At 71.2% G+C, this 20,405-nt stretch carries 19 protein-coding genes; 5 read left to right on the forward strand and 14 right to left on the reverse strand.

Going from position 1 to position 20,405, the window contains the following annotated elements; all coding sequences use genetic code 11:
• Nucleotides 1-73: 73 nt before the first annotated feature.
• Nucleotides 74-1,573: an MFS transporter gene (locus OG842_RS03700; RefSeq protein ID WP_266727375.1), complete on the reverse strand. Its 1,500-nt coding sequence runs from the start codon at nt 1,571-1,573 to the stop codon at nt 74-76.
• A gap of 85 nt (nt 1,574-1,658) precedes the next feature.
• On the opposite strand from OG842_RS03700, the gene OG842_RS03705 reads away from it, so the two are divergent.
• A complete protein-coding gene (locus tag OG842_RS03705) occupies nt 1,659-2,666 on the forward strand; it encodes a CehA/McbA family metallohydrolase (RefSeq protein ID WP_266727377.1) in 1,008 nt (335 codons plus the stop codon).
• 17 nt (nt 2,667-2,683) lie between these two features.
• Here the strand turns inward: OG842_RS03705 and OG842_RS03710 are convergent, their stop codons facing one another.
• Together OG842_RS03710 and OG842_RS03715 are read right to left on the reverse strand one after the other, a co-directional pair.
• Entirely contained in the window at nt 2,684-4,711 is a 2,028-nt protein-coding gene (locus OG842_RS03710) for a prolyl oligopeptidase family serine peptidase (protein WP_266733418.1), read from the reverse strand.
• Nucleotides 4,712-4,800: 89 nt separating this feature from the next.
• Nucleotides 4,801-5,589 carry an ABC transporter ATP-binding protein gene (locus tag OG842_RS03715; RefSeq protein ID WP_266727379.1) on the reverse strand — a complete coding sequence of 263 codons (789 nt, stop codon included), beginning with the start codon at nt 5,587-5,589 and terminating at the stop codon, nt 4,801-4,803.
• 129 nt (nt 5,590-5,718) lie between these two features.
• Here OG842_RS03715 and OG842_RS03720 point away from each other — a divergent pair, with 129 nt between their 5' ends.
• Genes OG842_RS03720 through OG842_RS03730 form a run of 3 tightly spaced genes read left to right on the forward strand, consistent with a single transcriptional unit; the run spans nt 5,719 to nt 8,044 of the window.
• A complete protein-coding gene (locus tag OG842_RS03720) occupies nt 5,719-6,027 on the forward strand; it encodes an ABC transporter permease subunit (protein ID WP_266727381.1) in 309 nt (102 codons plus the stop codon).
• Nucleotides 6,027-7,040 (forward strand): ABC transporter ATP-binding protein, encoded by a 1,014-nt coding sequence (locus OG842_RS03725; protein WP_266727383.1) that lies wholly within the window; start codon nt 6,027-6,029, stop codon nt 7,038-7,040. The genes OG842_RS03720 and OG842_RS03725 overlap by 1 nt, the downstream gene beginning before the upstream one ends.
• The gene (locus OG842_RS03730) at nt 7,037-8,044 is read left to right on the forward strand and encodes an ABC transporter ATP-binding protein (RefSeq protein ID WP_266727385.1); all 1,008 of its coding nucleotides are present in this window, start codon (nt 7,037-7,039) and stop codon (nt 8,042-8,044) included. Before OG842_RS03725 ends, OG842_RS03730 begins: the two co-directional genes overlap by 4 nt.
• A gap of 81 nt (nt 8,045-8,125) precedes the next feature.
• Here the strand turns inward: OG842_RS03730 and lysA are convergent, their stop codons facing one another.
• The 6 genes from lysA to OG842_RS03760 all read right to left on the reverse strand — a co-directional run bounded on the left by lysA (nt 8,126) and on the right by OG842_RS03760 (nt 12,859).
• Entirely contained in the window at nt 8,126-9,490 is a 1,365-nt protein-coding gene (gene lysA, locus OG842_RS03735; RefSeq protein WP_266727387.1) for a diaminopimelate decarboxylase, read from the reverse strand.
• Nucleotides 9,491-9,499: 9 nt separating this feature from the next.
• Entirely contained in the window at nt 9,500-9,892 is a 393-nt protein-coding gene (locus OG842_RS03740; protein ID WP_266727389.1) for an SAV_915 family protein, read from the reverse strand.
• 178 nt (nt 9,893-10,070) lie between these two features.
• Nucleotides 10,071-10,457 (reverse strand): VOC family protein, encoded by a 387-nt coding sequence (locus tag OG842_RS03745; protein ID WP_266727391.1) that lies wholly within the window; start codon nt 10,455-10,457, stop codon nt 10,071-10,073.
• Nucleotides 10,454-10,747 (reverse strand): ArsR/SmtB family transcription factor, encoded by a 294-nt coding sequence (locus OG842_RS03750; RefSeq protein ID WP_266727393.1) that lies wholly within the window; start codon nt 10,745-10,747, stop codon nt 10,454-10,456. Before OG842_RS03750 ends, OG842_RS03745 begins: the two co-directional genes overlap by 4 nt.
• Before the next feature lie 54 nt (nt 10,748-10,801).
• A complete protein-coding gene (locus tag OG842_RS03755) occupies nt 10,802-12,178 on the reverse strand; it encodes a HAMP domain-containing sensor histidine kinase (RefSeq protein WP_266727395.1) in 1,377 nt (458 codons plus the stop codon).
• Between the two features lie 3 nt (nt 12,179-12,181).
• Nucleotides 12,182-12,859, reverse strand: coding sequence for a winged helix-turn-helix domain-containing protein (locus tag OG842_RS03760; protein WP_266727397.1), 678 nt, complete (start codon nt 12,857-12,859; stop codon nt 12,182-12,184).
• A gap of 152 nt (nt 12,860-13,011) precedes the next feature.
• Here OG842_RS03760 and OG842_RS03765 point away from each other — a divergent pair, with 152 nt between their 5' ends.
• The gene (locus OG842_RS03765) at nt 13,012-13,209 is read left to right on the forward strand and encodes a hypothetical protein (RefSeq protein ID WP_266727399.1); all 198 of its coding nucleotides are present in this window, start codon (nt 13,012-13,014) and stop codon (nt 13,207-13,209) included.
• Between the two features lie 84 nt (nt 13,210-13,293).
• On the opposite strand, the gene OG842_RS03770 is transcribed toward OG842_RS03765, so the two are convergent.
• From OG842_RS03770 to OG842_RS03790, 5 genes are all read right to left on the reverse strand, one after another.
• On the reverse strand, nt 13,294-13,977 hold the full coding sequence (locus OG842_RS03770; protein WP_266727401.1) for a BPL-N domain-containing protein: 684 nt from the start codon (nt 13,975-13,977) through the stop codon (nt 13,294-13,296).
• Entirely contained in the window at nt 13,974-18,032 is a 4,059-nt protein-coding gene (locus tag OG842_RS03775; RefSeq protein WP_266727403.1) for a Pls/PosA family non-ribosomal peptide synthetase, read from the reverse strand. Before OG842_RS03775 ends, OG842_RS03770 begins: the two co-directional genes overlap by 4 nt.
• Nucleotides 18,033-18,152: 120 nt before the next feature.
• Nucleotides 18,153-18,689 (reverse strand): DUF7822 domain-containing protein, encoded by a 537-nt coding sequence (locus tag OG842_RS03780; protein ID WP_266727405.1) that lies wholly within the window; start codon nt 18,687-18,689, stop codon nt 18,153-18,155.
• A 159-nt stretch (nt 18,690-18,848) separates the two neighbouring features.
• Nucleotides 18,849-19,310 carry a nuclear transport factor 2 family protein gene (locus OG842_RS03785; protein ID WP_266727407.1) on the reverse strand — a complete coding sequence of 154 codons (462 nt, stop codon included), beginning with the start codon at nt 19,308-19,310 and terminating at the stop codon, nt 18,849-18,851.
• Nucleotides 19,311-19,587: 277 nt separating this feature from the next.
• Nucleotides 19,588-19,968 (reverse strand): hypothetical protein, encoded by a 381-nt coding sequence (locus OG842_RS03790; protein WP_266727409.1) that lies wholly within the window; start codon nt 19,966-19,968, stop codon nt 19,588-19,590.
• Nucleotides 19,969-20,405: the final 437 nt, after the last annotated feature.

Raw genomic sequence — 20,405 nt, forward strand, 5'->3', positions numbered from 1 at the left:
CCGGTCGCCTGCGCTTGCGCGGGCGGACCGGCGTATCCCACGATGCCCTGCCCGCACCGATAGAGTCCAAGACTCACTTCCCATAGATCGCATTGTCGGCATCTATGGCTCTGCGGCTCGCGGGGCGGCCGGGCCCGGGCAGGGTGGGCCGTGCGGGCGTACGGGCGAGCACGGCCGTCACGACGGCTGCGAGCAGCAGAGCGATCAGGGGGAACCAGACGGCGGCGGTGAAGCCGTGCAGTGTGGCCGCCCGCGCGCTGCCGTGGAACGCGGTGGCGGCGCTCGCCGCGACGGTGTTGAAGACGGCGGAGCCGATGGAACCACCCACCTGCTGGGCCGAGTTGACGGAGGCCGAGGCGATTCCGGCGTCCTGCGCGGGTACGTTGGAGGTCGCCCCGGTCATGATGGCGAGGAAGCTGGCACCGTTCCCGACACTGAAGGTGACCAGCGCGGGGAGGACGTTCGCGGCATAGCTGGAGTCCGGTGTCAGGAGGGCGAGCTGGAGCAGACCGCAGGCCGAGATGGACAGACCCGCCGTCATCATCACGCGGGGACCGAACCGGGGCAGCAGCCGCGTGCCGATCTGGGTGGCCGTGGCGGTGGTGACGAGGCTGACCGGCAGGAAGCCGAGACCGCCGGCCAGTGCGGACCAGTCCAGGACGGTCTGCAGGTAGTAGGTGAGGAACAGGGAGACGGAGAGTTGTCCCATCATGAGCGCTCCCCCGGCCACCAGCGACGCCACACGGCGACCGTCGCGCATCAGCCGCGGCGGCAGCAGGGGCGCCGCGGCGCGGGTCTGCCAGTACGCGAAGGCGACGAGCAGTGCGGCGCCGCCGACGAGGGTGCCCAGCACCGAGGGGGCCGACCAGCCGTGCGCCTCGGCCTGGCTGCAGCCGTACACCATGGCCGTCAGCCCGCCGCAGCCCAGCACGGCACCGGCGACGTCGATGCGTCCGTGCAGGCGCTGCGAGTGGTCCGGGGGCATCCAGGCGCTGCCGAGGAGCGCGGTGAGGGCGATCGGCACATTGGCCAGAAGGCACCAGCGCCATCCGAACCACTCGGTGAGCGCCCCGCCCAGCACGACACCCAGGGATGCTCCGGCCCCGCCGAGGGCGCCGAAGACGGCGATCGCACGGCGTCGCTCGCCGGGGTCGGTGAAGGTGGTCGCGACGAGCGCGAGGGCGGAGGCGGCGAGCAGTGCGGCGAAGGCGCCCTGCACGGCACGGGCGGCGAAGAGGGCCTGCGCGGTGGGTGCCGCGCCCGCCGCGGCGGAGGCGACCGCGAACCCGAGCAGGCCGGCGGTGAACACCCGCTTGCGTCCGAGGTGGTCGGCGAGCCTCCCGGCGAGCAGCAGCAGCCCGCCGAACGCGACGGTGTAGGCGGTGACCACCCAGGGGCGGTCGCCGTCGCTCATGTCCAGTTCGCTCTGCAGCGACGGCAGGGCCACGTTCACGATCGTGCTGTCCAGCAGAATCATCAGCTGGGCCAGCCCCAGAACGCCCAGGGCCCACCAGCGCTCGGGATGCGGGTGCGGCGACGGCAGGGAGCTGTGGGGAGAAGCGGAACCAGGCATGGCTTTTTTGTATACCAAATGATAGCCATCGGGCAAAGAAATCCCCTGGCACAGGCTCGACAAGGACGGCGGAGGTCGCACACGGATGGACAATGGGATACGAAATCTTCCGCCGGAGGCTCCGCCGGTACGGGTGGCCGGCCGGGGGCGCGGTTGGTACCGCGGTGACTGTCATGTGCATTCGGTGCACTCGGACGGCGAGCTGACACCGCAGGAGCTCACGGCCGCCGCCCGGTTGGCGGGGCTCGATTTCCTGGCGACCACCGAACACAACACCGCCGAGGCGCACGGCGTCTGGTGCCGGCCCGCCGGTGACGATCTGCTGGTGATCCTCGGCGAAGAGGTCACCACCCGGACGGGACACTGGCTCGCGCTGGGTATCCGCCCCGGCCAGGTCGTCGACTGGCGGTACGGGGTGCGGGACGGGCGGATCGGAGGGCATCTGGACGAGGTGCACCGGGCCGGTGGGCTGTGCGTGGCCGCCCATCCGCACGCACCGTACGCCTCGGGCACCTTCATGTATCCGTACCAGGGGTTCGATGTGGTCGAGGTGTGGAACGGGGCGTGGAGCTCGGACGTGCCGTGGAACGCCGACAACGAGGCGGCCCTGGCCGAGTGGGGGCGCGGCCTGGCCGCGGACATCCACCGGGGGCGTTGGCGGCCGGCCATGGGCAACAGCGATACGCATCTGACGGGCCAGATGGGGGTCCCGCACACCGTCGTGCTGGCCGAGGAGCTGAGCGCCGAAGCGGTCCTCGCCGGGATCCGGGCCGGCCGGAGCTGGATCGCCGGATCGGCCGCCGTCGAGCTGTCGTGCACCGCCTCGGCCGGTGGCCGCAGCGCCGGAATCGGTGAGCGGCTGATGGCGGGCGACGCACCGGCCGTGGTGCGGGTGGACGTACGGGGTGTGCCCTCGGGCACGGTCGTCTTCCACACCGAGCAGGGCGTGGCGCATCGCGCGTCGTTGCCCGGATCGGGAGCGGGCACCGTGGAGTGGCGCACCCGTACGGCGGACTCCGCGTTCGTCCGTATCGAGGTGCGCCATCCCGACGGGCAGATGGCGGCGCTCTGCAACCCGGTCGTCCTGGCCTGAACGAACCGGGACGCCGACTATGCCGGTGGCGCCAGGTGCTGCCACAGGAAGGTGTGCGTCAGCGCCTCGTTGTGGGCGGACTGTTCGTTGTCGCTGGCGCCCGCGTGCCCGCCTCCGGTGTTCTCGTGGAACAGGACCGGGTGGCCGAGTTCGCGCAGCCGTGCCGCCGTCTTGCGGGCATGGCCGGGGTGGACCCGGTCGTCACGGGTGGAGGTGGTCAGGAGTACCGGCGGGTAGACCCGGTCCGCGGTGAGCCGGTGGTACGGGGAGAGCTCGCGAAGGTGCGGGAGGTCGGCCTCGTTGTCCGGGTTGCCGTACTCGGCGGTCCAGGACGCGCCGGCCAGGAGCTTGTGGAAGCGGAGCATGTCCAGCAGCGGTACCTGGGCGACGATCGCGCCGAACAGATGCGGGTAGCGGGTGAGCATCGCGCCCATGAGCAGGCCGCCGTTGCTTCCTCCCGCGGCGCCCAGCATGGCCGGGGTGGTGATACCGCGTGCGACGAGGTCCGTCGCGACGGCCGCGAAGTCCTCGAAGGCCCGCGGCCGGTCCGCGCCCAGCGCGGCCTGGTGCCAGTCCGGCCCGTACTCGCCGCCGCCCCGGATGTTGGCGATCACGTAGGTGCCACCGCGCTCCAGCCACGCCCGGCCCGTCACCGCGTCGTAGGAGGGGATGAGCGGTACCTCGAAGCCGCCGTAGCCGTAGAGCAGCGTGGGGCCGGGGGTGGCGGGAGAGTGTCCGGGGCCGATCACGAAGTAGGGCACCCGGGTGCCGTCCTGGGAGGGCGCGAAGAACTGCTCCACCGTCAGGCCGGCCGTGTCGAAGCGGGCCGGAGCCTGCTTGAGGATCTCGGATTCGGCGCCGATCCGCCCGTGGTGGAGGGCGGACGGCTGGAGGAACCCGGACACGTCCAGGAAGTACTCGTCGGAGACGTCGGGGTCCGTGTCCACGACCGTGACGCGGGAGAGTGCCGGGACGTCCGCGAGCGGCTTGCGCTCCCATCCGCCCCCGGGGGTGGGGGTGAGGACCTCGATGTGGGTGCTGACGTCGCACATCGTCTCCAGGATCAGATGGCGGCGGGTCCAGGAGTGCCCGGCCAGAGCCGTCCGCTCGTCCGGGGTGAACAGCACCTGTGCGGTGCGGTCACCGGCCAGGAAGGCGTCGAAGTCGAACGCCAGCAGGGAGCCCGCCGGCTGTCCGAGCCAGTCGGACTTCAGGGTGACGATCAGATGGCGGCGGTGGGCGTAGGCGTTGGCGTCGTCGGGGACGTCGATCCTGACGAGCGAGGCGTCGGAGGTCACGAGGTAGGTCTCGCTGCGGAAGAAGTCCAGCCACCGGGAGACGAAGTCCCGCTCGAAGCCGGGTGTGCTGTCGTGCCGTCCCCATGCCGCCACGTCTCCCGTCCCGGCCTCGAAGACCAGCGCGGCATCTTCCAGGGGTGTGCCGCGGCGCCATCTGCGTACCGTGCGCGGATAGCCGGCCTCGGTCAGCGATTCGGGACCGAGGTCCGCGCCGATGAAGACGGTGTCGGCGTCGATCCATCCGATCCGCGTCTTCGCCTCCCCCACGCGGAACCCGCCCTCGACGAAGGTACGGGTGGCGAGGTCGAACTCACGGACCACGACGGCGTCACCGCCGTCGCGCGACAGGCACACCAGTGCCCGGTCGTGGTCGGGGCGGCGCACCTGCGCGCCCGCCCACACCCACTTCTCGCCCTCCGCCGCGGCGAGCGCGTCGACGTCGAGAAGGACCTCCCAGTCGGGCGATTCCTTGCGGTACTGCTCCGGCGTCGTGCGCCGCCACACACCACGCACCTGCCCGGCGTCCTGCCAGAAGTTGTAGAGGAACGCGCCGCGCCGGACGGTGTAGGGAATCCGGTCCGAGGCGTCCAGCACCTCTCTCAGGCGCTCCTTCAGGTCGGCGAACCCGGCGTCGGCGGTCAGCGCCGCCGCCGTCTCGGCGTTCCGCTCGGCCACCCATGCGAGCGCGGCCTCGCCGTCGATGTCTTCCAGCCACAGGTACGAATCGTCATCAGTCACGAGTCGAATTGTGCAGGCACGGCCCGCGTACCGAGAAACACATCCACTCGTCCCGCGCCCGGTCGGCGCCGCTGCGCACCGCCGACCGGGCAGGGGTTTCAGCGGCGGGTCCGCTGCGGCCTCCAGCCCGGGTGGGGCACCGCGGCCAGCAGGGCCTTGGTGCAGTCCGTCTCCGGCGCGCGCAGCAGCTGTGGTGTCGGGCCGCGTTCCACCACCCGGCCGCCACGCATCACGATCGCGGTGTCACTGATCTGATGGACGACGGCCAGGTCGTGGGAGATGAAGACATAACTGATTCCGCTCCGCTCACGGATGTCGGCGAGGAGGTTGAGGATCTGGGCCTGGATGGACACGTCGAGCGCCGCCACCGCCTCGTCCAGGACGAGCACCTGCGGTTCGACGGCGATCGCACGCGCGATGGCGACGCGCTGGCGCTGTCCGCCCGAGAGCTGGCGGGGCAGCATTCCGGCATGCCGTTCGGCCAGCCCCACCGATTCCAGGAGTTCCAGCGTCCGGGCTCGCCGTTGCGTCTCCGTCATCGGGAAGTGCAGGGCGAGGCTGGTCCCGATGACCGTGCCGATGCGTTGCAGGGGGTCGAGCGAGGAGTACGGGTCCTGGAAGACGATCTGGATCTCCCTGGCCCGGCGGCGGCGCTCGGCGGAGGTGGCGCGGCGGTCGCGGACCCTGCCGCAGACGGTGACCGTTCCGCCGGCGGGGTGCTCCAGTCCGAGCAGCATGCGGGCGACCGTGGTCTTGCCGGAGCCCGACTCCCCCACGACCGCCAGTGATTCGCCCCGGGCGACGGTGAAGCTCACGTCGTCGACGGCGACCAGGTCCTTGGCAAACACCTTCCGCAGCCCCTCGGCCCTGATCAGGATGTCGCTCACAGCTCCTCCGTTCGTACGCAGGCGACCCGGGACCCGCTGATCTCGCGCAGCTCGGGCCGTGCGGTCCGGCACTGCGGTGCGGCGTGGGCGCAGCGCGGTTGGAAGGCGCAGCCGGGTGGCGCGGACTTCATGCGGACCGCTCGCTCGAAGGGCCTGTCCCGGCGGAGCATCGTGTTCAAGCACGGCACGCGGGCCGGGATCACCCCGGTGGTCACCATGCTGGGCCTCGACATCGGCGGACTTCTGGGCGGCGCCGTGCTCACCGAGCAGATCTTCTCGGTGCCGGGTGTCGGATTCACCGCGGTGCACGCGGCACAGGCCGGCGACCTGCCGGTCACCATGGCCATCACCATGATGGCCGCGTTCTTCATCGTCGTCGCGAACGTCCTGGTCGACATCGCCTACGCGGTGATAGACCCGCGAGTGAGGATGGCCTGATGACCACGCCCGAGCCGGCTCCCCTGCTGGCCGTCCGCGATCTGCGGGTGAGCTTCCCGACCGACGACGGCGTGGTGCACGCGGTCAACGGGATGGACCTGACCCTGGCGCGCGGGGAGACCGTCGGTGTCGTCGGCGAATCCGGGTCCGGGAAGACCGTCACGAGTCAGGCCCTGATGGGCCTGCTCAAGGGCACCTCGGCCACCGTCACCGGGCAGATCCTGCTGGACGGGCAGGATCTCAATGTGCTCGGCGAGGCAGGTATGCGGGCCTATCGTGGCAAGCGGATCGCGATGATCTTCCAGGACCCGCTTTCGGCGATGCACCCCTTCTACCCGGTCGGAGCGCAGATCGCCGAGGCCTACCGGGTGCACAACGACGTGTCCAGGAAGGCCGCGGCGGCCGTCGCCGTCGACATGCTCGGCCGGGTCGGGATCCCCGATCCGGCACGCCGGTACTCCGCGTACCCGCACGAGTTCTCCGGCGGCATGCGGCAACGCGCGATGATCGCCATGGCGCTGGTCTGCGAACCCGAGCTCCTGATCGCCGACGAGCCCACCACCGCGCTGGACGTCACCGTCCAGGCCCAGATCCTCGATCTGCTGGGCGAGTTGCAGGCCGAGACCGGGGCCTCGGTGATCCTGGTGACCCACGATCTCGGTGTGGTCGCCGAGGTGTGTCACCAGGTCGTGGTGATGTACGGCGGCCAGTGCGTGGAACGGGCGACCGTCACCGACCTGTTCCGCAAACCACAACACCCCTACACCCAGGGGCTGCTGACCTCCATGCCTTCACTGGCACGGCGCTCCGAGCGGCTCAGCCCGATCCCGGGCTTCCCGCCGTCGCTGCTGGCGCTGCCCGAGGGCTGTCTGTTCGCGGACCGCTGCCCGAAGACGCACCTGGTGCCGGACGGAGCCTGCGGAACCCGGCGGCCGGCCCTGACCGGTCACGACGGGCACCTTTCGCGGTGCCACCTGAAGAGCCCGCAACCGGCCGGAGAGGCGACCCGATGACACCGCTGCTGCAGGTCACCGATCTGACCAAGCACTTCCCGATCCGATCCGGCGCGTTCCGCCCCGGCGCCTTCCGGTCCGGCGGCGGCGTGATCAAAGCCGTCGACGGTGTCAGCTTCTCGGTCGGGGCCGGCCAGACCCTCGGGCTGGTCGGCGAGTCCGGCTGCGGCAAGTCGACCACCGCCCGGCTGCTCATGCGGCTGCTGGAGCCCACCTCCGGGAGCATTCGGCTGGAGGGCCGGGAGATCGCCGAACTGCGCCGCTCCGAACTGCAGGAGTACCGGCGCCGGGTGCAGATGGTGTTCCAGAACCCCTCCTCCTCGCTCAACCCGCGCCAGTCCGTGGGCGGTGCGATCGCCGCACCGCTGGTGGCCCAGCGGATCACACCGGCCGGCGGCGTCAAGGCCAAGGTGCGGGACCTGATGGACCGGGTCGGACTGCGCCCCGACCACTACAACCGCTTCCCGCACGAGTTCTCCGGCGGCCAGAAACAGCGCGTGGGCATCGCCCGTGCCCTCGCCCTGGACCCACAGCTGATCATCTGCGACGAGCCGGTGTCCGCGCTGGACGTCTCGGTGCAGGCACAGGTGATCAATCTGCTGGAGGACATCCAGCGGGACACCGGGGTGGCGTACCTCTTCATCGCCCATGACCTGTCCGTGGTCGACCACTTCGCCGACCGCATCGCGGTGATGTACCTGGGCCGGATCATGGAGTACGGAGACACCGCCGAGGTCTTCGACGCCCCTCGGCATCCCTATACCCGGGCGCTGCTGTCGGCCGTCCCGCAACCGGACCCGACGGCGGACCGTAGCGGACGGATCCGGCTGTCCGGCGATCTGCCCAGCCCGGCCGACCCACCGCGCGGCTGCGTGTTCCGGTCCCGGTGCCCGGCGCATCCGCTTCTCGGCCCGGAACAGCGGCAGTTGTGCACGGACAGTGTGCCCGGCGGCGACATCGCCTGCCACCACACCGATGCCGTCGCCGAGGCCGTGGCCCGTTAGGCCGGACCGGGCCGGTGGATCCACCACGACTGCTGCCGGCGACCGGGCCCTTTCGCGGCATGCCCGGGAAAGGGCCACGGCTCACAGACCGATGTCGCGGCCGTTGATGTCGGCGAGGGATTCACGGCGGACCAGCAGCCGTGCGCGGCCGTCCGTGACGGCGACCACCGGCGGACGGCCGACCGCGTTGTAACTGGATGCCATGGAGAGGTGGTACGCGCCCGCGACCGGAACGGCCACCAGGTCCCCGGGGCGGATGTCGCCGGGCATGGTCACATCGGCGGCGAGCACGTCGCCCGCCTCGCAGTGCCGGCCGACGACGGTCGTGGTGCAGGGCCCCGCCGTCGAGCGTCGTCCGACGAGCCGGGGTGCGTAACGTACGCCGTACAGCGCGGGCCGTGGGTTGTCGCTCATTCCGCCGTCCACGGCCACGAAGGTGCGGTCGCCGGTCCTCTTCACCGCGAGCACCCGGTACAGCGCGACGCCTGCCGGCCCGACCAGCGCACGGCCGGGTTCGACGGTGAGCCGGGGCACGGGGATGCCGGCCGCGGCGCAGTTCGCGGCCAGTTCGCGACGGATCCGGGCGCCGAGGGTCGGGATGTCGAGCGCGGCCTCCCCCGGCCGGTGGGCGACGGCGTGTCCGCCACCGAGGTCCAGTTCGGGCAGCGCCGTTCCGTGCTGGTTGCGGATCTGGGCGAGCAGCCCGACGACGCGTCGCAGCGCGGTCAGGTAGGGCTTGACGGTGGTGATCTGCGAACCGATGTGGCAGTGCAGGCCCACGAGTTCGAGCCGTGGCTGGTCGAGGATCCGGGCGACGGCGTGCGCGGCGCTCCCGTCGTTGATCGACAGTCCGAACTTCTGGTCGTCCGTACCGGTGCGGATCGCGGCGTGGCCGCCCGCGCTCACGCCCGGAACCACCCGTACCAGCACCTTCTGGCGGGCGCCGTCCGGGATGAGCGCGGACAGCCTGGCGATCTCCCACGCGCTGTCGATGACGATCCGTCCGACGCCAAGGCGCAGCGCGGCCTCCAGGTCGTGCGGGCTCTTGGCATTGCCGTGCAGCACGATGCGGTCGGGCGGGAAGCCGGCGGTCACGGCGGACTCCAGCTCGCCAGCGGAGCAGACGTCCAGACCGAGGCCCTCCTCCCGCACCCAGTGCAGAAGTGCGCGGCAGAGGAACGCCTTGGCCGCGTAGACGACGTCGGTGTCCGGAAAGGACCGCAGATAGGTACGGCAGCGTTCGCGTACTTCGCCCTCGTCGAGGAGGTACACCGGTGTGCCGAACCGCTCGGCCGCCTCGACGAGCGGGACGCCTCCCACCGCGACATCGCCATGGGAGGTGAGCCGCGCCGACGCGGGCCAGACGGACAGTCCAGCGGCGGCCCGTTCATCGGGCGGAACCGAAGCCGGAGACTGAGCCGGCAGCCCGCGCAGTGTTGTGGTCATGGTGTTCCCTCAGCCGATCAGGAGGTTGCCGCAGGAGACGGCTGCCGTCCGCCGGTCGTGTTGTGGCACGAGGGCCGTTCGGCGGGGGCGCCGCGCAACAGGGGCGGCGGCATCGGGCCCCGGGACGGCGAACAGTGGATCGACGAGGAGATCGACGACCCCCAAAGGTGCGACGAGGGCGCGCACTGCGGGCTCGGAGAGGCGGATCCAGGGCTGGTGCTGTCCGAGGGTGCGGGTCAGCCGCCGGTCATCGGTGAAGGCGACGGCGGTGCGTACACCGAGGGGCGTACGGAAGAGGCGGGCGCAGTGGCCCACGGGCCCCGGCCGGACCGGAACGAACAGTGCTCCGGTCCGGCTCGGTCGAAGGGGGTCGGGGTCCTCGGCAGGCCGGCTGTCGTTCATGGCACTCCTCGTGGAGACGGGTACATCGCCCCCGGACCACTGGCGATCCGGGGCATGCAACGACGCTATGCCCGCTCATGCGGGGCCGGACCTCTCCGTTAGCGATCCCTTGATCCCGCAGGTCCGGCCCTTGACGCGCGATTGACGACAGCCACCGTCCGTACGGTCCGCTCCGGTCCTACTTGCTGTGCACGATCTGGATCAGGTTGCCGCAGGTGTCGTCCAGCACGGCGGTGGTGACCGGGCCCATCTCCAGCGGGTCCTGGGTGAAACGCACCCCGAGCCCGCGCAGCCGGTCGAACTCCGCGTTCACGTCGTCCACGGCGAAGGACGCGGCCGGGATGCCGTCCTGGACCAGCGCGGTCCTGTACGGCTTCACCGCGGGATGACTGTCGGGCTCCAGCAGCAGCTCGGTGCCGTCGGGGTCCTCCGGCGAGACCACGGTCAGCCACCGGTCCTTGCCCAACGGGACCTCGGTCTTCTTCACGAAGCCCAGCACGTCCGTATAGAAGCGCAGGGCCTTGTCCTGGTCGTCGACGAAGACACTGGACAGGTGGATCCTCATGGGGTGCTCTCCGGATTGCCGGGCCTGAGCCACCGGGTCACGATGCGCTCAAGGGGTTGGGTGTTCAGGTCGTGGAACTTGTAGCGGCCCTGGCGCCGCGTACGGACCAGGCCCGCGGACTCCAGTACGGCCAGATGCTGGCTGATCGCCTGGCGGGACAGCCCCAGACCGTGCTTGGTCACCAGCCGTGTGCATATCTCGAACAGGGTCTGGCCGTCCCGTTCCACCAGCTCGTCGAGGATGCGCCGACGCGTCGGGTCGGCCAGCGCCTTGAAGACATCATCCGCCACGCCCCACACCATAGGCAAGCATCGACTTGCCTATCAAACGGGGGCCTGCGACACCTACCGTCCTGCGACCGGCAGCAGGACGATCAGCCGGGTACCCGGCCGGTTGTCCTCGATGTGGATGGTGCCGTGGTGGGCCTCGACGATGTCGCGGACGATGGCGAGGCCGAGGCCGCTGCCGCCGGTGTCCCGGGCCCGGGCGTCGTCCAGGCGGGTGAACCGGTCGAAGACGCGTTCCCGGTCCGCCCCGGGAATGCCGGGGCCGTCGTCGGCGACGACCAGTCGCGCGGTGTCGTGCAGCGTACGGAGGCTTATGTCGATCCGGGTCGAGGCATGGCGCAGCGCGTTGTCCAGGAGGTTGCGCACGACGCGGGCGAGGGCGTCCTCGTCGCCGGTCAGGCGTGCCGCGCCGACGGCGTGCTGATCGATCACGAGTCCGGTGCGGCTGCGGGCCTCGCGTACCTCGGCGAAGACGATCTCGTCCAGGTCCACGGGACTGGTCCGCAGCCGGGGCCGGGCGTCGAGCCGTGCGAGCCGCAGGAGGTCGTCGACGAGACCGTTCAGCCGCTCGGTCTCCCGGAGCAGGGCGGGTACGAGGGTCTGCCAGTTGGTGGATTCCGGGTGCCGGTCGGCGACTTCGAGGCGGGTGCGCAGGGTGCTGAGGGGACTGCGCAGTTCGTGGGCGGCGTCCGCGATGAACCGGCGCTGTCGCCGGGTCGCGGCATCCAGACGGCCCAGCAGGTCGTTGAAGGTGGCGGCCAGCCGGCCGAGCGCGTCGTCGGCCGGCGGTACGTCGAGGCGGCGGCTCAGGTCGGACTCGGTGATCTCGGCCGTCTGGGCGCGCATGGCGTCCACGGGCCGCAGCGCGCGCCCGGTGAACAGCCATACGACTCCGGTGAGCAGGGCGACGACCGCCGGCACGCCGGTGGCCAGGCCCGCGGTGAGCTGCGCAAGTCCGTGGTCGACGCTTTCGGTGGGCAGGGCCACGTACACCGTGACGGGGTTGCCAGGCGTGCCCGCAGGGACGCCGACGGCGCGCCAGTTCCCGTACTCGTGCTCGGGAAGGTCGTGGACGGTGTGGGCCCGCGGGGTGCCGGAGCGGCTGGCCGGGAAGGTGAACACCCGTGGCAGGCCGCGCAGGTTGGCCGAGCTGGCGACCACTTTCCCCTTGACGTCGACGATCTGTACGGCGGCCTCAGCGTGGGAGGTGGCCGGTACCTCCGGGCCGATCTGGTTGGTGTCCGCGTCCGCCGCCACGACCTGCGCGCGCTGGAAGGCGGTCTGGTCGAGACCGGCGATCAGACTGCCGTGCAGCCAGACGACGAGCAGGACGGCGGCTCCGGCCAGCCCGGCCGCCATGACCAGGGCCGCAGCGGCGGTCAGCCGCAGCCGCAGCGACCGTCGGGACCACCAGGAGCGGACATCGGCGGCCATCGGTCATCCAGCGGTGCTGTGGAGCCGGTAGCCCGCACCGCGGACGGTTTCGATGGTCCGGCGGCCGAACGGGGCATCGATCTTGCGTCTGAGATAGCCGATGTACACCTCGACGATGTTGGTGTCACCGTCGAAGTGTTCGTCCCAGACGTGGGTGAGGATGTCCGCCTTGCTGATCACCTCGCCGGCATGCCTGAGCAGGTATTCCAGCAGCGCGAACTCCCTTGCCGTCAGGTCGATTTCGCGTTCGCCGCGACGGCAGTGGTGACCGGCGGGGTCCACGGTGAGGTCGCCGGCGCGGAGCACGGCGGGCCGGGCGGGTGCGCCGCGGCGCAGCAGGGCTCTCAGGTGGGCGACGAGCACCACGTAGGAGAACGGTTTGCTGAGGTAGTCGTCGGCGCCGAGGTCGAGGGCGTCCGCCTCGTCGTACTCGCCGTCCTTTGCCGTGAGTACCAGCACCGGTGTCCAGACCTTGGCCGCGCGCAGCCGTTTCAGGACTTCGTATCCGGACAGTGCGGGCAGCATGATGTCCAGCACGATGATGTCGTAGGGCTCGTGCAGGGCACGCCACAGGCCGTCCGCCCCGTCGTGCGCGATGTCGGCGACAAACCCCTCTGCGGCCAGCCCGTCGGCGATCGCATCGGCGAGCGCGGGCTCGTCCTCGGTGATCAGCATCCGCATGGTGACCTCTTTTTCCACCTTAGCGCCGGGCCGGAACGGCTGTTCCTTAAAGGACGCTGAGAAACGGGCCGCCTCTCAGCCTCCTCTCAGCGCCCCGGTCACAGGCTGGAGTCGTCAGTCGGACACTGACAGGCAAGACGAGGAGAGGAACGATGAGCGACCTCAGAGACGGACACCGGGGCAGGGACGAGGAAGTCCCGGAGCGCACGCGGCGCGACCGCGGCCGCGACCCGCGGGAATCCGACGAGCGGCTGGACGACAGGCGGCCCGGAGGACGACGGCGGACGGACACCGGACAACGGGAGCGTCTGGCCCGTACTTCGCGTGTCACCGACCGGCCCCTCAGCTGAGTGACGGAAGCAGGAACAGCCATCACGAACAGTGCATGCGGCCGGTCCGTGCCCCGGGGCGCGGACCGGTCGCATGTCTGCGTCTCACTCCCCCATCACCGCTTCCACCAGCTCCTCGGCCAGGTCCCGTGTGTGCTGGACCGGCAGACCGTGGTCCGTGTACCAGTCGGGCGTCGCCTCGGGGTGCGGTCCGGTGACCGCAACGCGTCCCTTGCCGTAGCGGGCCACGAGGGCGGCCGTGTTGCCGTTGTCGTAGGTGGCGATGATCCGCGCGCCGACGGCGGCTGCGGCGCTCTCGTCGAGGACGAAGAACGGGCCGTCCTGGAAGAACACCGTACGTGGGCGGCCCCGCCACAACACCTCGATCACCGTGTCGCGCTCGTCGTGGACCGTGGCACCCGGGGAGGCGATGTACTGGTCGGCGTCACCGGGCAGGAGACCGAACCCCGGAGTGGATCCGGCGAGGTATCCGCCGAGGCAGAAGCCGAGGTAGCGCCCGCCGTCGTGGACGAAGTCGCGCACCGCCCCGCGCTGCCGTCGCAGTCTCCGGTACGCGGACGGGAGCGTGCCGCCGCCGGGCTGGGCGTACAGCGCGGCGTGGGACAGGGTCCGGGCCGTCAGCGGAAGCGCCTCGTGGGGCCCGGTGAAGCGGACGTCCAGGTTCCATGGGGCCGAGGCGAGGAGGGCCGCCACCGCCTCGGGGCAGCCGGGCCGTGAGGCCGGCCCCCGGTAGACGAGGGCCGGCGGACGGTGCCCGGAGCGTGTCATGGCGTGCTCTCCCGGTGCGTGGGCGTGGCCGTGCTGCCGGTGGACGCCGGGGCGGCCCCTTCGGCCGGAAGTCCCTGCCAGTCCGTTCCCGGTGTCAGCCGCTCGCCCTTCATGACCAGCGACAGGGCCCCGAGCCGGGCACCGGCGCCGACCACCGTGTCGTAGAGCACGACACTGCGCGGGCCTATGCTCGCCCCGGCGCCGATGGTCACCGTCGACATCTTCATCACGCGGTCCTCGAACAGATGGCTCTGCAACGAGACGTTCATGCCGACTGCCGCGTCGTCGCCCACCTCCACCAGGTCGAACTCCGTGAGGTGTGTGGTGCCGATCCAGGTGCGCCGTCCGATTCGGGCACCGAGCCCGCGCAGCACCGGGGGCAGGAACGGCGTCCCCACCAGGGTGCCCACGCCCACCGGGACGGCCGCCGCCTCGAAGAGGCCGGTGACGAACTCCGTGCGGCGCACGAACAGGCTCCACAGGGGCTCGACCCGTGGCCGGTACCGTCCGGCGACCGCCCACTTGGCCAGCACGCAGTAAACGATGACGGCCAGCGCGGCGCCCATGGCGAGCAGGGGCGACACCAGCAGCGGCACGACCGGCCCTGTCCGGCGCGCGGTGGCGGCCAGGGCCAGCAGGTACAGGCAGGCGCCGGCGGTCAGGACCGAGGCGGGCATGGTGGCCCGGAAGAACTCGATGGCGAGACGGACCAGCACGGCCCTGTGGGAGGGCCGGAACGTCAGCTCCTCGGGGTATGCCCCGCTCTCCTGACGTACGGGGAGTCGCAGTGCGGGCGAACCCAGCCACGTACTGCCGGCGGGCACCTGGTCCGTGGAGGGGACCGTGCCCACACCGATCAGACTCCCGGGACCGACACGTGTTCCGGCGGGGACGAGCGCAGCGTTGCCCACGAAGGAACGTTCACCGACGCCGGTGGGCGCGAACGTCATGCGGTCGGCCGCGAAGGACGCGACGCCGATTCCGGCCATGTCGGCGACGAAGCTGCCGTCGCCGAGGGCGAGGAGGTCCGGGTCGATGTGCGACACGGTGGAAACCTCGGCGTTCCGGCCGACGCGGGCGCCGAGCAGCCGCAGCCACGGGGCCGTGTAGAGCGTGGCGTAGAGCGAGTTGGTGAACAGGAGGCTGAGTTCCAGCAGCTTGTCCGCGATCCACTTGCGTACGCCGAGCGCCGAGCGCGCCGGGTGGTTTCCCGGGGGTGTCCTCGGCAGGGCCGTTCGCCTGCCGACGGCGACGATCAGGCACACCGTGACCACGAAGACAGGGCCGGACAGCGCGGCGGCGGCCAGTCCGGCGGCCATGCCGCCGTGCGACCAGCCCCACCAGAACAGGGCGACACTCGGCAGGGCCGTGCCGACCACGGTGGCCTCGATCAGGACCAGACCGAGCAGGACGGCGAGCAGTTGGGGCGGTCGCCAGCGGTCCGTCCGGCCCCGGGTCCGCAGCATCGCCTCGACGGGTGGTGACAGTGCGGTGACGGGGCGTGCGGGCGATCCGGCGCGGCGGGCACCCGCGGGGACCGCCTCGTCCGGGCCCGCCACGGACTGCTCACCGAGGGCGGCGCCGGGTCCCAGGCGGGCGCCGGGCTCACAGACCGCGTTGGCTCCCACGAACGCCCGCTCGCCGATGATGATCGGGGCGACCGTGACCCGGCCGTCGGCGACCTGCCAGGGGCGCAGCGTGGCTCCGTAGCCGATCGCGGCGTCCCGGTCGATGCGCAGCATCGCGGGCAGGCCGATCAGGGCGGTGGCGATGGCGGTGCCGGGACCGATGCGCGCGCCCAGGAGCCGCAGGTAGGGGCCCATCATGGGCGAACCGCTGAGGGTCCGCAGGGGGCCGATGCCGTGCAACAGCACGTCCAGCACCCAGATCCGCAGGTACGTCGCTCCCCACAACGGGTAGTCGCCGGGCCTGATGCCCGCCGCCAGCGGCCGGGCGAGAGCGACGGGCAGGAGCCAGCGGACGACGGTGTAACCGGCCAGCACGGCTATGGCGGGCCCCACCGCTCCCCAGCCCGACACCCTGCCGTGGTGCATCGAGTACGAGACGGCCACAGGGCCCGTGAGGAGCAGGAGCACCCCGTACAGCACCGCCGCCTGGGCCAGTCCTGCACGGGCGATCCGTCCTCGGCCGTGCCGGACAGGGGCGGGACGGGGCTGCCCCGCCGCCGGGCCGGAAGAGGGGCCCGCCGACGGACGCAGGTGTGCCGCGAGCGCCCGCACGGTGGGGTGCTCGTACATGTCCCGCAGCGTGGCACCGGCCGTGCCGTTCCGGCCGCGCAGCACCGACACGGCACGGGCGGCGAGCAGCGAATGGCCGCCGAGCTCGGTGAAGAAGTCGGCCTGGGCCGACAACTCCCCGGGGCCGATGCCGAGTACCTCCGCCCAGGCGTCGCGCACGGTCGTCTCCAGGTCCCCGCGGACAGGCACCACGCGGCCGCTCCCGGCGAACCGGCGGCCGGCCGGTGTGGGAAGACGTGTGCGGTCGGTCTTGCCGCTGGGCATGACGGGCAGCCGGCCGAGGAAGTCCAGGGTCGACGGCAACATGTAGGCGGGCAGCGACCGACGCAGGCGCTCGTGCAGCCGGGCGGTGAGATCCTCGTCGCCGGCTTCGTGGTCCTCGGTGCGCACCACGTAGGCGGCGAGGAAGCCCTCGCCGTCGTGTGCGTTCACGAGGGCGGTGCCCGCCTGGGCGATGCCGGGGTCCTCCATCAGTACGCTGTCGATCTCCTCCAGCGACACTCGGTACCCGCGGATCTTCACCTCCGCGTCGGACCGGCCGAGGTACTCGAGCTCCCCGTCGGCGGTCATCCGGCCGAGGTCGCCGGTGCGGTAGAGAAGGCCGCTTCCGGTTCCGGAGGCCAGGGGATGTTCGACGAAGCGGTCGGCGGTCAGGTCGGGCCGTCCCACGTAGCCCCTGGCCAGTCCGGGTCCGCCCAGGCAGATCTCGCCGATGTCGCCGTGCGGCACGGGGCGGCGCCGTTCGTCGAGGAGGACGACCGAGTACGTCGGCAGGGGCCGGCCTATGGTGACCGGCCGGCCCGGCAGGAGTTCCTGCCAGGTGGCGGTCACGGTGGCTTCGGTCGGCCCGTACGTGTTGAGCATGCGCCGCCCCGGTCTGCTCCATCGCTCGACGAGTGCGGCGGGGCATGCCTCACCGCCCACGACGACGCTACGGATCCGCGGGAGATCACGAGGAATGGTCGCCAGCAGCGTCGGTACGCAGTACAGGACGGTCACCTCGCGCTCCTGGAGGAAATCGGCGAGCTCCGCACCGAGCCGTCCGGGGCCGGCCGGTCCGGCCACCAGCGTCGCGCCGGCCGCCCAGGTCGGCCAGATCTCCTCGATGGAGAAGTCGAACGAAATGGCCATGCCCTGGTAGACCCGGTCCTGCGGCCGGACACCGTAGACCGGGGACACGACGCGCAGGAAGTTGCAGATGCTCGACCGGGCGATCTCCACGCCCTTGGGCCTGCCACTGGAGCCGGACGTGTACATGATGTACGCCAGTGGGTCCTGCACGCCCCGGTCCTCGACAGGTGGGCGCGAGGGCGGCAGCAGGGCGAGATCCCCGGCGCATGCGTCGACCTCGATCACCGGGCACACCCGGCACCGCCCCGCCCAGTCGGCGCCGGAGGCGAGAGCGGACGTGGTCAGCATCAGGGCGGCGCGGACGTCCCGCAGGATGAAGGCGACCCGGTCGGGCGGCGCGGCAGGGTCGATCGGCACGAACGCCGCCCCGGCCTTGCAGACGCTCAGCAGACACACATACGTCTCAACGGACTGCGGCAGCATCAGTGCCACGAGCCTGCCCGGCCCCATCCCGAGCCGGCGCAGGTGGTGGGCCATCCGATTGGCCCGGGCGTCGAGGTCCGCGTAGCTCAGCCGGTGTGCACCGCATTCGAGCGCGACGGCCGACGGTGTGCGGTCGCAGGCGGCCTCGAAGAACTGGTTCAGCCCGTGCGCGCTGCCCGTTCTCCTCGGTCCGGCACGGTCACCTGTCGGGGCGACCGGCAGCTCGACGGTTCGGGAGGCCATGGGTTCCCCCTCATCCGGTGCGTGAAGGTTGTCACCTCAAGGCTGCGCGACACCGGCTGAGAGGAAGCTGAGAGGCCGACGCGATCGAACCGCACGGCCCCCGTGCCCCCGCTACTCGTCCTACTCGTCGGGGAACGAGAAGTAGAGCGCCTCGCTGTAGAAGGAAGCGAAGTGGTTCTGCCAGTCGGCCCGGAGGGACGCGAGCCACTCGTCGTCCTCCCCGGCGATCGCCGCCTCGGCACGGGCCACGGCGTCGGGGATGGTGCGGGAGACCAGGTACCGCACCGCCTCCTCGGGATCCTCGTCGCCGAGCGCGACCATCTCCCCCGTCTCCAGCACGAAGTACGTGTCCCGCTGCTTGTCCAGGTGAGCCGTGGTCCTGGCGACGCACTCGGCGAAGTCGCCGTCGCCCGCGAGCCCTTGCCCGAGCACGCGCAGGAGATCGCCCAGCAGGGCGGCGCCGCCCGCGAAGTCAGCCGCGATGCCTATACGCATGTTCCAGAGCATGGACGGGACTGTCTCCGTCCCACGCCCGACGAGCAGCTTGTGCGCCGGCGGAATGCTCCAGTTGTGCTCGGAGATGCACCGGTTCTTCTCCGGATTCGTCGCCGCGGTCGGCAACGTGCCCGCTGAATAGAGGTAAGAACGGTTGGCCATGGGCGTGACCCTGACCTCACCCACTGACAACCCGACCCGGGCGAGCAGGCGGAGGCGAGGTCCAACTGCGCGCAGGGCGGCCGGGACGCGTGCCCGTACGACGCCACACCCAGCCATGCCCAGTACGGCAACTGGAGGAATGCGTCCGCGGTCGGAGCCTCAGCCGCGGTCACCGAGGCCGGCGACCACGGCGTCCAGTCGGTCCATGGCGTGAGCCACGCCGAGCCCGTCCATGTAGTCGCGGGCATGCACGATCCGACCGCTTCGGACCCGGATCACCAGAAGGCCGGGGATTCTGAAGGACTTGCCCGTCGTGGCCACGGTCCCGGTGACGACCTGCTCGACGGTGATCACCTCGGGGTCGGTGCTCTCGTGCACACCGACTTCGCGGATCTCCTGCGGCTGCACCGGACTTGCGCCCCAGGCCGCTCGATAGCCCGCACGGATCTCCTCGCGCCCCTCGTAACGCGCGGGCATACCGGGAGAGAGGAAGGGGAACTCATGGACGGCATCGACCGCGTAGAGGTCGGCCAGGTCGTCCGCGGACTTGTCGAGCATCGCCTGCTGGAAGCGGGCCAGGACCTCACGACGGCCGAGGCGGGCGGTGGTTGTGTCCGGCATGACTGTGGGACTCCGTTCAGTCGACGCATGGGAGAGCTGATTCGAGCGATGGGCCCGGACATCGGGTGTGCGGACCGGCCGAAGGCATCCAAGTCCCTTTTTTGACAGCCGACTTGGTAACCTTCCTGACCGCACTCTATGCGGAGATCGACGACGGGACCGGAGGAACGCGATGGACGGGACGACCGCCCTGACATCTGGTTCAGCAACAAGATCGGCGTATCGGTGAGCCGCCCACCCATCGCCTTCCATCACTGGTCACATCGGGCTCATCCGTCTAGGAGCCGTCGTGGTTCTCGGTGACGGGTACCTCGTGGCGGGTGGCGAAGGAGCGGACCGTTTCGGCAAGGGGCGCCGTGCCGGGGCTCGGAGTCAGCCAAGCGGTCCGGATGTGGATGGTTCCGTCCTTGCTCCTGCGTACCCACCGAGGTTTCAGGAACGCCTCGGGCAGCCGGTGGCCCCGGGGCATCCGCACCGTCAGCACGGTTTCTCCCGCCTCCTGCCCGAGCTCGACCGCATCGGCGTCGGCCCAGCGCAGCACCGCCAGGTTCATGGCGGAGCCGACTCCGATGCCGAGGTCGTTCACCACGAGCCCGTCGTTCTGGCCCAGCAGGCCGAAGAGCCGCAGCAGCATCAGGAACGCGGCGAACCCGACCAATGCCCTCGCCCCGTCGCCGATGTGGAGCAGATCACCGATCGCCGCGACTCCGACGAAGGCGAGCGTGATCAGCGCGTTCCGCAGGATCAGTACCCTCCGGCTCCGCCTGCTGCGGAGGGCGCCGCTCCGCCGCCCGCGCGGCGGACCCGGACGATGCGTCCCCCGACCACAGTCCCCCTGCCCCTCGGTATCGACGAAAGCCGCGGACTCCCCACGCGTTGTGTTCGCCGGACGCGCACTCGACGGCCGATCCCCGCGCAACCGCAGTATGTCGTGGGCGCGTCACGCTTGTCATGGAGGGAGCCGAGATGGAACCTGATGACCCGAACGGGCCCGGGAACGGGCGGCACGGAGAGCGCAGCCGGGCGAGCGGCAATCCCGGTCCGGCCGACGGCGATGGCCCGGGACAGGGGCGGCCCTGGGGGCCCGGTGGTCCC

This window comes from Streptomyces sp. NBC_00376, from assembly GCF_036077095.1.
Lineage (GTDB): Bacteria > Actinomycetota > Actinomycetes > Streptomycetales > Streptomycetaceae > Streptomyces.

What these genes read in the sequence shown, in the direction of transcription:
- OG842_RS03700 (WP_266727375.1), bottom strand. Translation starts at nt 1,573, where the DNA reads ATGCCTGGTTCCGCTTCTCCCCACAGCTCCCTGCCGTCGCCGCACCCG.
- OG842_RS03705 (WP_266727377.1), top strand. Translation starts at nt 1,659, where the DNA reads ATGGACAATGGGATACGAAATCTTCCGCCGGAGGCTCCGCCGGTACGG.
- OG842_RS03720 (WP_266727381.1), top strand. Translation starts at nt 5,719, where the DNA reads ATGCGGACCGCTCGCTCGAAGGGCCTGTCCCGGCGGAGCATCGTGTTC.
- OG842_RS03725 (WP_266727383.1), top strand. Translation starts at nt 6,027, where the DNA reads ATGACCACGCCCGAGCCGGCTCCCCTGCTGGCCGTCCGCGATCTGCGG.
- OG842_RS03730 (WP_266727385.1), top strand. Translation starts at nt 7,037, where the DNA reads ATGACACCGCTGCTGCAGGTCACCGATCTGACCAAGCACTTCCCGATC.
- lysA (WP_266727387.1), bottom strand. Translation starts at nt 9,490, where the DNA reads ATGACCACAACACTGCGCGGGCTGCCGGCTCAGTCTCCGGCTTCGGTT.
- OG842_RS03740 (WP_266727389.1), bottom strand. Translation starts at nt 9,892, where the DNA reads ATGAACGACAGCCGGCCTGCCGAGGACCCCGACCCCCTTCGACCGAGC.
- OG842_RS03745 (WP_266727391.1), bottom strand. Translation starts at nt 10,457, where the DNA reads ATGAGGATCCACCTGTCCAGTGTCTTCGTCGACGACCAGGACAAGGCC.
- OG842_RS03755 (WP_266727395.1), bottom strand. Translation starts at nt 12,178, where the DNA reads ATGGCCGCCGATGTCCGCTCCTGGTGGTCCCGACGGTCGCTGCGGCTG.
- OG842_RS03760 (WP_266727397.1), bottom strand. Translation starts at nt 12,859, where the DNA reads ATGCGGATGCTGATCACCGAGGACGAGCCCGCGCTCGCCGATGCGATC.
- OG842_RS03765 (WP_266727399.1), top strand. Translation starts at nt 13,012, where the DNA reads ATGAGCGACCTCAGAGACGGACACCGGGGCAGGGACGAGGAAGTCCCG.
- OG842_RS03770 (WP_266727401.1), bottom strand. Translation starts at nt 13,977, where the DNA reads ATGACACGCTCCGGGCACCGTCCGCCGGCCCTCGTCTACCGGGGGCCG.
- OG842_RS03775 (WP_266727403.1), bottom strand. Translation starts at nt 18,032, where the DNA reads ATGGCCTCCCGAACCGTCGAGCTGCCGGTCGCCCCGACAGGTGACCGT.
- OG842_RS03780 (WP_266727405.1), bottom strand. Translation starts at nt 18,689, where the DNA reads ATGGCCAACCGTTCTTACCTCTATTCAGCGGGCACGTTGCCGACCGCG.
- OG842_RS03785 (WP_266727407.1), bottom strand. Translation starts at nt 19,310, where the DNA reads ATGCCGGACACAACCACCGCCCGCCTCGGCCGTCGTGAGGTCCTGGCC.